At 67.9% G+C, this 12668-nt stretch carries 13 protein-coding genes; 7 read left to right on the top strand and 6 right to left on the bottom strand.

The window, feature by feature from the left end; genetic code table 11:
* The first annotated feature begins 32 nt into the window (after window positions 1-32).
* From kdsB to Q3A80_RS20175, 3 genes are all read left to right on the top strand, one after another.
* Entirely contained in the window at window positions 33-824 is a 792-nt protein-coding gene (gene kdsB, locus Q3A80_RS20185) for a 3-deoxy-manno-octulosonate cytidylyltransferase (RefSeq protein WP_446330655.1), read from the top strand.
* A gap of 207 nt (window positions 825-1031) precedes the next feature.
* A complete protein-coding gene (gene adk, locus Q3A80_RS20180; RefSeq protein ID WP_446330654.1) occupies window positions 1032-1694 on the top strand; it encodes an adenylate kinase in 663 nt (220 codons plus the stop codon).
* 221 nt (window positions 1695-1915) lie between these two features.
* Complete coding sequence (locus Q3A80_RS20175; protein ID WP_446330653.1) at window positions 1916-2674, top strand: SDR family NAD(P)-dependent oxidoreductase; 759 nt, start codon at window positions 1916-1918, stop codon at window positions 2672-2674.
* Between the two features lie 79 nt (window positions 2675-2753).
* Here Q3A80_RS20175 and Q3A80_RS20170 read toward each other — a convergent pair whose 3' ends face one another.
* Window positions 2754-3596 (bottom strand): SirB1 family protein, encoded by an 843-nt coding sequence (locus Q3A80_RS20170; protein ID WP_446330652.1) that lies wholly within the window; start codon window positions 3594-3596, stop codon window positions 2754-2756.
* 8 nt (window positions 3597-3604) lie between these two features.
* Complete coding sequence (gene murJ, locus Q3A80_RS20165; RefSeq protein WP_446330671.1) at window positions 3605-5218, bottom strand: murein biosynthesis integral membrane protein MurJ; 1614 nt, start codon at window positions 5216-5218, stop codon at window positions 3605-3607.
* Window positions 5219-5460: 242 nt separating this feature from the next.
* On the opposite strand from murJ, the gene rpsT reads away from it, so the two are divergent.
* Complete coding sequence (gene rpsT, locus Q3A80_RS20160; RefSeq protein ID WP_006482211.1) at window positions 5461-5733, top strand: 30S ribosomal protein S20; 273 nt, start codon at window positions 5461-5463, stop codon at window positions 5731-5733.
* 149 nt (window positions 5734-5882) lie between these two features.
* On the opposite strand, the gene Q3A80_RS20155 is transcribed toward rpsT, so the two are convergent.
* Window positions 5883-6203, bottom strand: coding sequence for a DUF3579 domain-containing protein (locus tag Q3A80_RS20155; RefSeq protein ID WP_011885815.1), 321 nt, complete (start codon window positions 6201-6203; stop codon window positions 5883-5885).
* 412 nt (window positions 6204-6615) lie between these two features.
* On the opposite strand from Q3A80_RS20155, the gene argF reads away from it, so the two are divergent.
* On the top strand, window positions 6616-7545 hold the full coding sequence (gene argF / locus Q3A80_RS20150) for an ornithine carbamoyltransferase (protein WP_006482207.1): 930 nt from the start codon (window positions 6616-6618) through the stop codon (window positions 7543-7545).
* A gap of 101 nt (window positions 7546-7646) precedes the next feature.
* Here argF and murB read toward each other — a convergent pair whose 3' ends face one another.
* Window positions 7647-8696 carry a UDP-N-acetylmuramate dehydrogenase gene (murB, locus tag Q3A80_RS20145; protein ID WP_446330651.1) on the bottom strand — a complete coding sequence of 350 codons (1050 nt, stop codon included), beginning with the start codon at window positions 8694-8696 and terminating at the stop codon, window positions 7647-7649.
* Between the two features lie 134 nt (window positions 8697-8830).
* Here murB and Q3A80_RS20140 point away from each other — a divergent pair, with 134 nt between their 5' ends.
* A complete protein-coding gene (locus tag Q3A80_RS20140; RefSeq protein WP_124598263.1) occupies window positions 8831-9316 on the top strand; it encodes a YajQ family cyclic di-GMP-binding protein in 486 nt (161 codons plus the stop codon).
* A 134-nt stretch (window positions 9317-9450) separates the two neighbouring features.
* Here the strand turns inward: Q3A80_RS20140 and plsY are convergent, their stop codons facing one another.
* Together plsY and ybaK are read right to left on the bottom strand one after the other, a co-directional pair.
* The gene (plsY, locus tag Q3A80_RS20135) at window positions 9451-10089 is read right to left on the bottom strand and encodes a glycerol-3-phosphate 1-O-acyltransferase PlsY (protein WP_151066039.1); all 639 of its coding nucleotides are present in this window, start codon (window positions 10087-10089) and stop codon (window positions 9451-9453) included.
* Between the two features lie 182 nt (window positions 10090-10271).
* The gene (gene ybaK / locus Q3A80_RS20130; RefSeq protein ID WP_446330650.1) at window positions 10272-10763 is read right to left on the bottom strand and encodes a Cys-tRNA(Pro) deacylase; all 492 of its coding nucleotides are present in this window, start codon (window positions 10761-10763) and stop codon (window positions 10272-10274) included.
* A 283-nt stretch (window positions 10764-11046) separates the two neighbouring features.
* Here ybaK and Q3A80_RS20125 point away from each other — a divergent pair, with 283 nt between their 5' ends.
* Window positions 11047-12609 (top strand): class I adenylate-forming enzyme family protein, encoded by a 1563-nt coding sequence (locus tag Q3A80_RS20125; protein ID WP_446330649.1) that lies wholly within the window; start codon window positions 11047-11049, stop codon window positions 12607-12609.
* Window positions 12610-12668: the final 59 nt, after the last annotated feature.

Genomic DNA, 12668 nt, shown 5'->3' with positions numbered 1-12668 from the left:
GCCCGCCCCAGCCCTTCTCACGCCCAGTCCCGATGACTCATCCGCAGCCCTTCATCGCCGTCATTCCTGCCCGGCTCGCGTCGACGCGCCTGCCGAACAAGCCGCTCGCCGATCTCGGCGGCAAGCCGATGGTCGTGCGCGTCGCCGAGCGCGCGCGCGAAGCGGGTGCGCAGCAGGTGCTCGTCGCGTCCGACGCGCAGAGCGTGCTCGACGCGGCGCGCGAACACGGCTTCGACGCGGTGCTCACGCGCGCCGATCATCCGTCCGGCACCGACCGGCTCGCGGAAGTCGCCGCGACGTTCGGGTGGAGCGACGACACCGTCGTCGTCAACGTGCAGGGCGACGAACCGCTGATCGACCCGGCGCTGGTGCGCGACGTAGCGTCGCACCTCGCCGCGCATCCGGACTGCGCGATCGCGACCGCCGCGCACCCGATCCACGACGCGGCCGACGTGTTCAACCCGAACATCGTGAAGGTCGCGCTCGACGTGCGCAACGTCGCGATGTACTTCTCGCGTGCGCCGATTCCGTGGAGCCGCGACGCGTACCAGCCGCACTGGCCCGACGTCGCGTCGATGCCGGCGCCGGCGTTTCCGGTTTATCGCCATATCGGCCTCTACGCGTATCGCGCGCGTTTCCTGCGCACCTATCCGTCGCTCGCGCAGGCGCCGATCGAGCAGGCCGAGCAGCTCGAACAGCTGCGCGCGATGTGGCATGGCGAGCGCATCGCGGTGCGGATCACCGAGCACGCGCCCGAAGCCGGCATCGACACGCCGGCCGATCTCGCACGCGTGCAGGCCCTTTTTCGGCCGGGTTCAAAATAACCCGTGGCATAATCAGGCGATTGTGCGAGCCGTCCGCGACCGGCGCGTTCTCGCTTGACCCCGCCACGGCCCGCTCCGGCAGCCGCGCGCCGCTTTCCGCCGCGCGCCGCGTCAGACCGGTGCGCCGCGCGCCAGGCAAGCCCCGCGCACGCTGTCGCCGACGCTTTTGCGTCTCGCCAGACGAATCTACATACCGGAGATATCACCATGCGTTTGATCCTGTTGGGCGCGCCCGGCGCGGGAAAGGGCACCCAGGCAAACTTCATCAAGGAAAAGTTCGGGATCCCGCAGATCTCGACGGGCGACATGCTGCGCGCGGCCGTCAAGGCCGGCTCGCCGCTCGGCGTCGAGGCGAAGGGCTACATGGACGCCGGCAAGCTCGTGCCGGACGCGCTGATCATCGGCCTCGTGAAGGAGCGCCTGAAGGAAGCCGACTGCGCGAACGGTTACCTGTTCGACGGCTTCCCGCGCACGATCGCGCAGGCTGACGCGATGAAGGAAGCCGGCGTCGCGATCGACTACGTGCTCGAAATCGACGTCCCGTTCTCGGAAATCGTCGAGCGCATGAGCGGTCGTCGCACGCACCCGGCATCGGGCCGCACGTACCACGTGAAGTTCAACCCGCCGAAGGTCGAGGGCAAGGACGACGTGACGGGCGAACCGCTGATCCAGCGCGACGACGACAAGGAAGAAACCGTCAAGAAGCGTCTCGAAGTGTACGAAGCGCAAACCAAGCCGCTGATCACGTACTACGGCGACTGGGCGCAGCGCGGCGAGGAAAACGGTCTGAAGGCGCCGCAGTATCGCAAGATCTCGGGCCTCGGCAGCGTCGACGAAATCCGCGAGCGTGCGTTCGACGCACTGAAGTAAGCACCGGCGCACCGCGTCGTGCACCCGCAAGCCGCCCTTTCCGGGCGGCTTTTTTTCGTCCGCCCGATCCGTTTCGTGCGGCGCGGATTCGCACGACCGTGCCGCTATCGCCGGCACAGGGCACCGCCCCGTACAATCGATCGAATGCGTGTGCGCCGTGACACGACGCACCGCGCCGATCGACCGATCGACCGGCATCGGACCCAACCAAGGAGACAGTGATGGAGATTCGCGGCAACGTCTTTCTGATCACGGGCGGCGCATCGGGCCTCGGCGCAGGAACGGCCCGCATGCTCGCGCAAGCCGGCGGCAAGGTCGTGCTCGCCGACCTGAACGAAGCGGCCGGCGCGGCGCTCGCGGCCGAGCTGGGCGGCGCATTCGTGCGCTGCGACGTGTCGAGCGAGGCCGACGCGCAGGCGGCCGTCGCTGCCGCGACGCGCGCCGGCACGCTGCGCGGCCTCGTGAACTGCGCGGGCATCGCGCCCGCCGCGAAGACCGTCGGCAAGGACGGCGCGCATCCGCTCGACGTGTTCGCGAAGACCATCAACGTGAATCTCGTCGGCACCTTCAACATGATCCGGCTCGCGGCCGCCGCGATGGCCGCGACCACGCCGAACGACGGCGGCGAGCGCGGCGTGATCGTCAGCACCGCGTCGGTCGCGGCCTACGACGGGCAGATCGGCCAGGCCGCGTATGCGGCGTCGAAGGCCGGCGTCGCGGGTATGACGCTGCCGATCGCACGCGACCTCGCACGCAGCGGCATCCGCGTGATGACGATCGCGCCCGGGCTGTTCGAGACGCCGATGCTGCTCGGCATGCCGAAGGACGTGCAGGACGCGCTCGGCGCGATGGTGCCGTTCCCGCCGCGGCTCGGCAAACCGGACGAATACGCGCTGCTGGTGCGGCAGATCGTCGAGAACCCGATGCTCAACGGCGAAGTGATCCGCCTCGACGGCGCGATCCGGATGCAACCCAAATAAGTGCAAACAACTGCAAACGAAAAACGCCCGCGATGCGGGCGTTTTCGATGTTGCGGCGTCACGCGAGCGTGCGGATGCGTCAGTCCTCGCCGTCGCGCTGCATCCGCTGCCGCAATTCGGTCACCTGCGATTCGACGACGGTCGCGTCTTCCGCATCGGGCCGCTCGCCGAGATACTGCTCGAGATCCTCGAGCGCCGGGCGCAGGTAATCGAGCCGCGCATACGCGAAGCCGCGGTCGCGCACTTCGTCGAGCTGTTCCGGCAGCAGGATCACGAGCCGCTGCTGCACCGCGAGCAGCCGCTGCCAGCGTTCCGTCTGCAGATAGATCGTCTTCAGGTTGCGCAGCATCCGCGCGATGATCTCGCGGCTCGTGGCCGGCTGCAGCAGCGCGCGCAACGCGCTGTCGACCGCGCCCGCCGCCCGCGCGACGTACGGCTCGAGCATCTCGACCATCTCCGCTTCGGACAGCGAATGGCCGTTGGTCGGGTCGATGATCAGGTCGCCGTCCGGCAGCGTCACGCGCAGCAGGAAGTGGCCGGGAAACGACACGCCGCGCGCGGGCACGCCGATCTGCTCGGCGAGCTCCAGATACAGCACCGACAACGAGATCGGAATCCCGCGGCGGCGCTTCAGCACCGCGTTCAGATGGCTGTTATCGGGGTCGTAGTAATCGTTGTGATTGCACGCGAAGCCGAGTTCGCGGAAGAAGAACTCGTTCAGCGCGGCGACGCGGTCCTTCAGGGCCGCATCATCGGCAAGCCGGCGGCGCAGCCGCGCGGCCAGCATGTCGAGCTCGGCCAGCGTGCCCTGCAGATCGAGGTCGGGATAGGCGTCCTGCGCGAGCGACAGCGCGGTTTCCGTGACGGGCAGACTGTCGTCGTCCGCCACGAGCGTGCTGAAGTAGTCGAGGACGCGGGTCATTGCGGTCGTCACTTGGCGCGCCTTCTGAAGTAAGCGTATTTGAAGCCCATCACCCACAACATACCGAAATATAGTGCAGCGAACAGCACGAGGCACGCGGCCATCAATGCAATGCGATCGAGCGGCTGCGCGCGCATGCCGGTCCAGTCGAAGCTGATCGCGCACCAGTGCATCAGGCCCGCGAGCACGAGCGCCGCGCCGACGAGCTGCACGAAGAAGCGCAGCCAGCCCGGCGACGGCTGGTAGATGCCGCGCTTGCGCAGCCCGAGGAACAGCAGCAGCGAGTTCAGGCACGCGCCGACGCCGATGCTCAGCGTGAGGCCCGCGTGGCCGATCAGCGGCACGAACACGTAGTTCGAGATCTGCGTGACGATCAGCACGCCGATCGCGATCTTCACCGGCGTCTTGATGTCCTGCTTCGCATAGAAGCCCGGCGCGAGGATCTTGATCAGGATGATGCCGACGAGGCCGATCCCGTAGGTCGCGAGCGCGCGCGCGACCATCGTCACGGTATGCGCGTCGAACTTGCCGTAGTTGAAGAGCGTCGCGGTGAGCGGCGTCGCGAAGAAGAACAGCGCGAGCGCGCTCGGCGCCGCGAGCAGGAACGTGACGCGCAGCCCCCAGTCGAGCAGCGCCGAATACTCGTGCGTGTCGGCATCGACGTGCGCCTTCGACAGGCTCGGCAGCAGGATCGTGCCGAGCGCGACGCCGAGCAGCGCGGTCGGGAACTCCATCAGGCGATCCGCGTAGTTGATCCACGACACCGCGCCCTGCCCGAGCCGCGACGCGATGTTGGTGTTGATGATCAGCGACAGCTGCGCGACCGACACAGCGAACGTCGCGGGCACCATCTTTGCGAGCACGCGCTTCACGCCGCGATGACGCAGCGCGCGCAGCGGGTTCAGGCCGATCAGCGGCACCATGTCGATCTTCTTCAGACCCGGCAGCTGCACGGCGAACTGCAGCACGCCGCCCACGATCACGGCCCATGCGAGCGCGAACACCGGCACCTTCAGGTGCGGCGCGACGAACACGGCCGCGGCGATGAACGCGACGTTCAGCAGCACCGGCGCGAACGCGGGCAGCGAGAAGCTCTTGTACGTGTTGAGCACGCCGGACGCGAGCGTCGTCAGCGAGATGAACACGATGTACGGGAACATGATGCGCGTCATCGTGACCGCGAGCGGGAACGCCTGCCCGTCGGTATGCAGGCCCGACGCGACCGCGAACACGACCCACGATGCGCCGGCGATCCCGAGGACCGACAGCACGGCGAGTGCCCACGCGAGCACGGTCGACATCGCGTCGACGAGCGCTTTGGTCGCATCGTGCCCCTGCTGGTTCTTGAACTCGGCGAGGATCGGCACGAACGCCTGCGAGAACGCGCCTTCGGCGGACAGGCGGCGCAGCAGGTTCGGAATGCGGAAGGCGACGTAGAACGCGTCGGTGTATTGACTGGCGCCGAACGCACGGGCGATCAGCGTCTCGCGGGCCAGTCCGGTCACGCGCGACAGCAGCGTGAAGCCGCTGACCGTCAGCAGGGCTCGGAATAGATTCATGGGGCGCTTATTATACGGACGTTGCGTGTCCCGGCACGGACGGATGCCGAAAAGCGCGCGCAGCGCCGGCGCCCTTCTGCGGCCGATGTCACGTCGAACTTGCCACGCGCTTGATTTTGTTGCTATAATCGCCGGTTTCTGAGCCTGTTACATGCACGGCGCCTGTCGTTTTCATGTCTCGGCCTCGGTTAAAATCACCGTTTTTTTATGCGCCCCTGGGCAATCGTTCTCAGGGGACGGATCGAAAAGCAGCGCTTGGCCGTCAGGCTCCAAGCTCTGGAAACAGGACAGGATAAGGAACCGTCATGGCTAACTCCGCACAAGCACGCAAGCGCGCCCGCCAAGCCGCGAAGGCAAATTCGCACAACTCGGCGCTGCGCTCGAAATTCCGTACCGCGATCAAGTCGGTTCGCAAGGCTGTTGAAGCCGGCGACCAGGCAAAGGCTGCCGAGCTGTTCAAGGCTGCCGTGAAGACGATCGACACGATCGCCGACAAGAAGATCGTTCACAAGAACAAGGCCGCTCGCAGCAAGAGCCGCCTGGCCGCAGCCGTCAAGGGCCTGCAGGCAGCAGCGTAAATCCGGTGCACCCGCTTCGGCGGGTGCTCCTGTTTCCTGCGATCACGAAAAAGCCCGCCTAGGCGGGCTTTTTCGTATGCGTCGTCCGCGCATCGTCGCGCCGGGCGACTATCGGGCAAGGCAGCATCATGTGCGCCCGCCCGCCGGACTCACTTCTTGTCGTTGTAGTCCGGCAGCTCGCATGCCTCGGTGACGACGAGGTTGTTGTCCTTCGCGAAGTTCAGCACGAAATCGAATGCCATCGGCTCGATGTCGCGCAGCCGGGAATCGAGGATCACGCATTTCAGGTCGCCGAGCATCGTCGGCCGCACGTACAGCGAATATTTCAGGCGCGCGTTCGGCCCGCTCGCACCCGGCCCGAAGCAGGCCATCACGCCGGCCAGACGCTCCGACCAGTCGCTCGGGCGAAACTTTTTCCCGTCTTTCGTGATGCCCTGGATGAAGAATTCGGTCGGAGGGGTTTCAGCCATGTGGTTACCCAAGTGACGGCCCGGCGATGTCCAGGCGACGGCGCCTGGATACGCGACACAAAGCTGGAGTGGACAGCGGCAGATGCGCTCCGATATCCCGAAAACAGGCCGTCGATGCGCGCCGCCGGCGCGCCGCACCGGATTTGTGCAGCGCACGGCTTGTGTCCGGCAGAGCGCGAAGAGCCTTGCCTGCCGGGCTGGAGAAAACTTTTGAATTATACCGCAGCGCGCCATCGCGCGTCGTCTCGCCGGGCCTCTTCCGACGCGTGCCGTTGCCGGTCGCGATCGCGCCCCGCTTGTCCGCGCGGCTCGTCAAAGCACGGAAAATCCTTTATGCTGCTTTGAGTTATCCACACCCGACGGCGGCGCCGTCCGGCCCCGCTGCCGGTCCCGACCCGCCGTATTTCGTTTCATGACCGCCAAAACCATTCGTCACTACCTGCAGTTCAAGGATTTCTCGCTGGAAGACTACGAGTACGTGCTCGAACGCACGGGTATCCTGAAGCGCAAGTTCAAGAACTACGAGACCTATCACCCGCTGCACGACCGCACGCTCGCGATGATCTTCGAGAAGAGCTCGACGCGCACGCGGCTGTCGTTCGAAGCCGGCATCTTCCAGCTCGGCGGCCACGCGGTGTTCATGAGCACGCGCGACACGCAGCTCGGCCGCGGCGAACCCGTCGAGGATTCCGCGCAGGTCATCTCGCGAATGGTCGACATCATCATGATCCGCACGTTCGAGCAGGACGTGATCACGCGCTTCGCGCAGAACTCGCGCGTGCCGGTGATCAACGGCCTGACCAACGAATACCACCCGTGCCAGGTGCTCGCCGACATCTTCACGTACTACGAGCACCGCGGCCCGATCGCCGGCAAGACGGTCGCGTGGGTCGGCGATGCGAACAACATGCTGTACACGTGGATCGAAGCCGCGCAGATCCTCGGCTTCAAGCTGCGCCTGTCGACGCCGCCGGGCTATGCGCTCGACATGAAGCTCGTGTCGCCGGACAGCGCGCCGTTCTACGAAGTGTTCGACGATCCGAACGAAGCGTGCAAGGGCGCCGACCTCGTGACCACCGACGTGTGGACGAGCATGGGCTTCGAAGCCGAGAACGAAGCGCGCAAGCAGGCGTTTGCCGATTGGTGCGTCGACGAGGAAATGATGGGCCACGCGAACCCGGACGCGCTGTTCATGCACTGCCTGCCCGCGCACCGCGGCGAGGAAGTGACGGCCGGCGTGATCGACGGCCCGCAGAGCGTCGTGTGGGACGAGGCGGAAAACCGCCTGCACGTGCAGAAGGCGCTGATGGAGTTCCTGCTGCTCGGTCGCCTCAAGCACTGACCGCAGCGCGCGCCGCCCGCATGCAGGCGTATGCGAAAAAAAGCGCCGATCGACGATCGGCGCTTTTTGTTGGTGGGTGCGAAGGCGTGCGAAACAACGCGTTACACGCACACCGGCTCGGGCTCGAGCTCGACGCCGAACCGCTCGCGCACGTCGTCCTGGATCGCACGCGCGAGCGCGAGCACGTCGGCACCCGTCGCGCCGCCGCGATTCACCAGCACCAGCGCCTGCCGGTCGTGCACGGCCGCCGCGCCGAGCGCGCGCCCCTTCCAGCCGCACCGGTCGATCAGCCAGCCGGCCGCGAGCTTCACCTGCCCGTCCGGCTGCGGATACGACACGATGTCCGGCGCGCGCGCACGCAGCGCATCGAACTGCGCGGCGTCGATCACCGGGTTCTTGAAGAAACTGCCGGCATTGCCGAGCACGAGCGGATCGGGCAGCTTCGCGCGGCGGATCGCGACGACCGCGTCGAACACGTCGTGCGGCGTCGCCGCGTCCGGCGCGATGCCGCGCGCGTCGAGTTCGCGCGTGACGTCCGCATAGCCGAGCCGCGGCGTCCAGTGCTTCGGCAGCCGGAACGTGACCGCGACGATCGCGAAGCGGCCGCGCCCTTCCCGCTTGAAGAAGCTGTCGCGATAGCCGAATGCGCAGCGCGCGGCGTCGAAACGTTCGCTGCGCCCGGTCGCGAGCTCGACCGCGACCAGCGAATCGAAGTACGTCTTCATCTCGAGACCGTACGCGCCGATGTTCTGGATCGGCGCGGCGCCGACGGTGCCGGGAATCAGCGCGAGGTTCTCGAGCCCCGGCATCCCGTGCTCGAGCGTCCACGCGACGAATGCGTGCCAGGTCTCGCCGCCGCCGGCCTCGACGTACCACGCGTCGTCGTCCTCGCGAACGACGCGGCGGCCGGCGATCTCGTCGAGCAGCACGACGCCGTCGAAATCGCGCGTGAACACGACGTTGCTGCCGCCGCCGAGCACGAGCCGCGGCAGCGAAGCGACGCGCGGGTCGCGATGCAGCGCCTCGAACTGCGCCGCCTGCGTGATGCGCGCGGCGAAGCGCGCGTTCGCGGCGATGCCGAACGTGTTGTGCGCGGCGAGCGGATGGTCGGGGAGCAGCGACAGGGCGGAATCGTCAGGAGGCATCGGCATTCGGTCACGTCCGCCGGGCGGGCGCATGGCCGGCCTTGGGCAAACGGAGGGGCATCGGTAAAATGGCAAACAGTCCGCAATTATAGCGAGTGCCCGCGCGCGAGCCGGGCACCCGCACCTCAAGGGAGAATGCCATGCCATCGTTCGACGTCGTTTCCGAAGCGAACATGATCGAAGTGAAGAACGCCATCGAGCAGTCGAACAAGGAAATTTCGACGCGCTTCGACTTCAAGGGCTCCGACGCACGCGTCGAGCAGAAGGAGCGCGAGCTGACGCTGTTCGCCGACGACGATTTCAAGCTCGGCCAGGTCAAGGACGTGCTGATCAACAAGCTCGCGAAGCGCAACGTCGACGTGCGCTTCCTCGACTACGGCAAGGTCGAGAAGATCGGCGGCGACAAGGTCAAGCAGGTCGTCACCGTGAAGAAAGGCGTGACGGGCGACCTCGCGAAGAAGATCGTCAGGCTCGTGAAAGACAGCAAGATCAAGGTGCAGGCGAGCATCCAGGGCGACGCGGTGCGCGTGTCCGGCACGAAGCGCGACGATCTGCAGAGCGTGATCGCGATGCTGCGCAAGGACGTGACCGACACCCCGCTCGACTTCAACAACTTCCGCGACTGATCGACCCGCGTCGATCGAGCGGCCGGTCGAGCGGCCGCTCGCGCCGCCGGTCGCGCCCTCGATCGGTCATCCCGCGCTGCCGGGCCGCGCAGGCGGCGGCGCCCCGGCGGCCGGGTCATGCAGCGGCGCCTTTCTCAAGCCTTCCCGCCGTCCTGCGCGCCGCCGTCGGCCGCCGCCTTCTTCTTGTCGCCGATCCGGCTCTCCTGCCCCGCCAGCAGCTTCGAGATGTTGCCGCGGTGACGCCACACGAGCAGCATGCTCATCGCGAGCACGGCCCATGCGATCGGATTGTGGCCGGTGCCGAACAGGAACACGTCGAACACCGGTGCGAACACGGCGGCGACCAGCGCCGCGAGCGACGAATAGCGGAAGAAGAACGCGACGATCAGCCAGGTCAGCGCGGTCGCGAGGCCGAGCACCGGATGTACGGCGAGCAGCACGCCGGCCGCGGTCGCGACGCCCTTGCCGCCCTGGAAGCGGAAGAACACCGGATACAGGTGGCCGAGGAACACGGCGATCGCGACCCATGCGACGGCAACGTCGGACAGCCCGAAGTGCCGCGCGAGCCACACGGCGAGCCAGCCCTTGAACGCGTCGCCGACGAGCGTCAGGATCGCGGCCTTCTTGTTGCCGCTGCGCAGCACGTTGGTCGCGCCGGGATTCTTCGACCCGTACGAACGGGGATCGGCCAGGCCCATCGCGGCGCTGACGACGACGGCGAACGACACCGAACCGATCAGGTAGGCAACAACTGCGGCGAGCAGGATCTGCATGCGGAGAACTCTTCTTTCAACGTATCGGTGAAGGGACGGCCGGGCGCGGCATCCCGGCCGGTTGCGGCGGGCGCCGCCGCGACGGACCGCCGGCAGGCCGTGGCGGCCGGCCGTGCGGGCCGACCGGCCGAAACGGCGCCCATTCTACCGAACGAGCGCGGCCTGCCACGAAGGTGAAACCCTCAGTCGACGCTCGCGCACTGCACGGGCGTCGCGCCGAGCAGCGTCGCGAGCACGGCGGGCGCGAGACTGACGAGATAGCCGCGGCGGCCGCCGTTCAGGTAGATCGTCGGCAATTCGAGGATCGTCGACTCGACGTACACGGGCATCGTCTTGCGCGTGCCGAACGGCGACGTGCCGCCAACCAGATAGCCGGAATGGCGGTTCGCGACGTCGGGCTTGCACGGCTCGACGCGCTTCGCGCCGATCTGCCGCGCGAGATTCTTGGTCGACACGGTGCGGTCGCCGTGCATCAGCACGATCAGCGGCTTCGCGTGCTCGTCCTCCATCACGAGCGTCTTCACGACGCAGTGTTCGTCGACGCCGAGCTGGCGCGCCGACTCGCCGGTGCCGCCGTGCTCGACGTAATCGTACGGATGCTCGCCGAATGCAACGCCGTGGCGGCGCAGCAGCTGGGTCGCGGGTGTCTCGGACACGTGTCTGGATTTGCTCATGGCGGCATTTTAATGGCGAACGACCGCCGCACGGCCACGATCGCGGTCGCACGGTCGCGCGCCGTGCCGGGTTCGCAGCGGCCGGCTGCGGCCCGGCGGTATACTCGCGGCCCGCTTTCCCACGCGGGGGGCGCGCCGTTCGCCGCGACGCACGGCGCCATCACCATTGCGGACCTCGCGAAGCGCTATTGTCCGATTGACAGATTGTCGCGCGCACGCCGCCATGGCACGATCGTTCGCAAATCTCGCCGTGCCGTTGCCCGGCCATTCTTCTGGAGACGCCATGACCGCCCCTGCCCGCTCAGCCGCGCCGCTCGACGTCGCGGCGCTGCTCGCCGCATTGCCCGGCCGCATCGCCGACGTACCCGCCCGCTGGGCCGCGCATACGCCCGCGCATCCGGCGCTGATCGAGGACGCGCGCCGGCTGTCGTACGGCGCGCTCGCGCAGGCCGTCGATGCAGCCGCCGAGCGGCTCGCGCAACTCGGCGTGCGCGGCGGCGATCGCGTGATGATCGTCGCGGAAAACAGCGTCGCGCAGATCGTGCTGCTGTTCGCGGCCGCGCGCATCGACGCATGGGCGCTCATGTCGAACGCGCGGCTGTCGGCCGGCGAACTCGATGCGATCGCCGCGCACGCGCGCCCGAAGCTGATCGCGTTCGCGACGGAAGCGTCGCCCGATGCGCGTGCGCACGCCGCGCGTTACGACGCGACGCCCGCCGGCGCGTTGCCGGTCGACATCGGCGCGTGGTCGCACCACGTCGACGCGCGCGCGCCCGGCGAACCGGTCGCGGCCGACGGCGCCGCGCAATGCGCGGCGCTGATCTACACGACCGGCACGACGGGCACGCCGAAAGGCGTGATGCTGTCGCATCGCAACCTGCTGTTCATCGCGGCGACGTCGAGCACGCTGCGCCGCGTGTCGCCCGACGACGTCGTCTATACGGTGCTGCCGGTGTCGCACGTGTACGGGCTCGCATCGGTCTGCCTCGGCAGCCTGTATGCGGGCGCGACGCTGCGGCTCGCGCCGCGCTTCTCGCCGGAGGCCGTGCGCGTCGCGCTCGCCGACGAAGGCGTGACGATCTTCCAGGGCGTGCCCGCGATGCATGCGAAGCTGCTCGAGCACCTGAATACGCACGCGCACGCGTGGCATGCGCCGCGGCTGCGCTTCGCGTATTCGGGTGGCTCGCCGCTCGATGCCGACCTGAAGGCGCGCGTCGAACGCGTGTACGGCGTGCCGCTGCACAACGGCTACGGGATGACCGAAAGCAGCCCGACGATCACGCAGACGCCGCTCGACGCGCCGCGCACCGACTGCTCGGTCGGCGTGCCGATCCCCGGCGTGGAGATGCGGATCGTCGCGCCCGACGGCACCGACGTGCGGCCCGGCGAAGTCGGCGAAATCCGCGTGCGCGGGCCGAACGTGATGCTCGGCTACTACCGCAACGCGGACGCGACGCGCGCGGCCGTGTCGCCGGACGGCTGGCTCGGCACCGGCGACCTCGCGCGCCAGGACGCCGACGGCTCGGTGACGATCGCGGGCCGCAGCAAGGAACTGATCATCCGCTCGGGCTTCAACGTGTATCCGGTCGAGGTCGAACAGGTGCTGAACGCGCACCCGGACGTCGTGCAGGCGGCCGTCGTCGGCCGCGCGGTCGAGGGCAACGAGGAAGTGCTCGCGTTCGTCGAGCTGGTGCCCGGCGCGACGGCGACCGAAGCCGCGCTGCACGCGTGGTGCGCGGAACGGCTCGCGCCTTACAAGCGTCCTGCGCGCATCCGCGTACTCGATGCACTGCCGGCCGCATCGACCGGCAAGGTGCTGAAGCACAAGCTGCGCGAACTCGTGTAACGCGCAGCGCCCGCCCGCTCATCGCGCGCGGGCGGGCGCGGGCCGGCGCACGCGTCGCT

The sequence above is a fragment of the Burkholderia sp. SR8 genome, assembly GCF_052851275.1.
The sequence above is the reverse complement of the archived record's forward strand: the minus strand, read 5'-3'. Positions and strand labels throughout refer to the sequence as shown.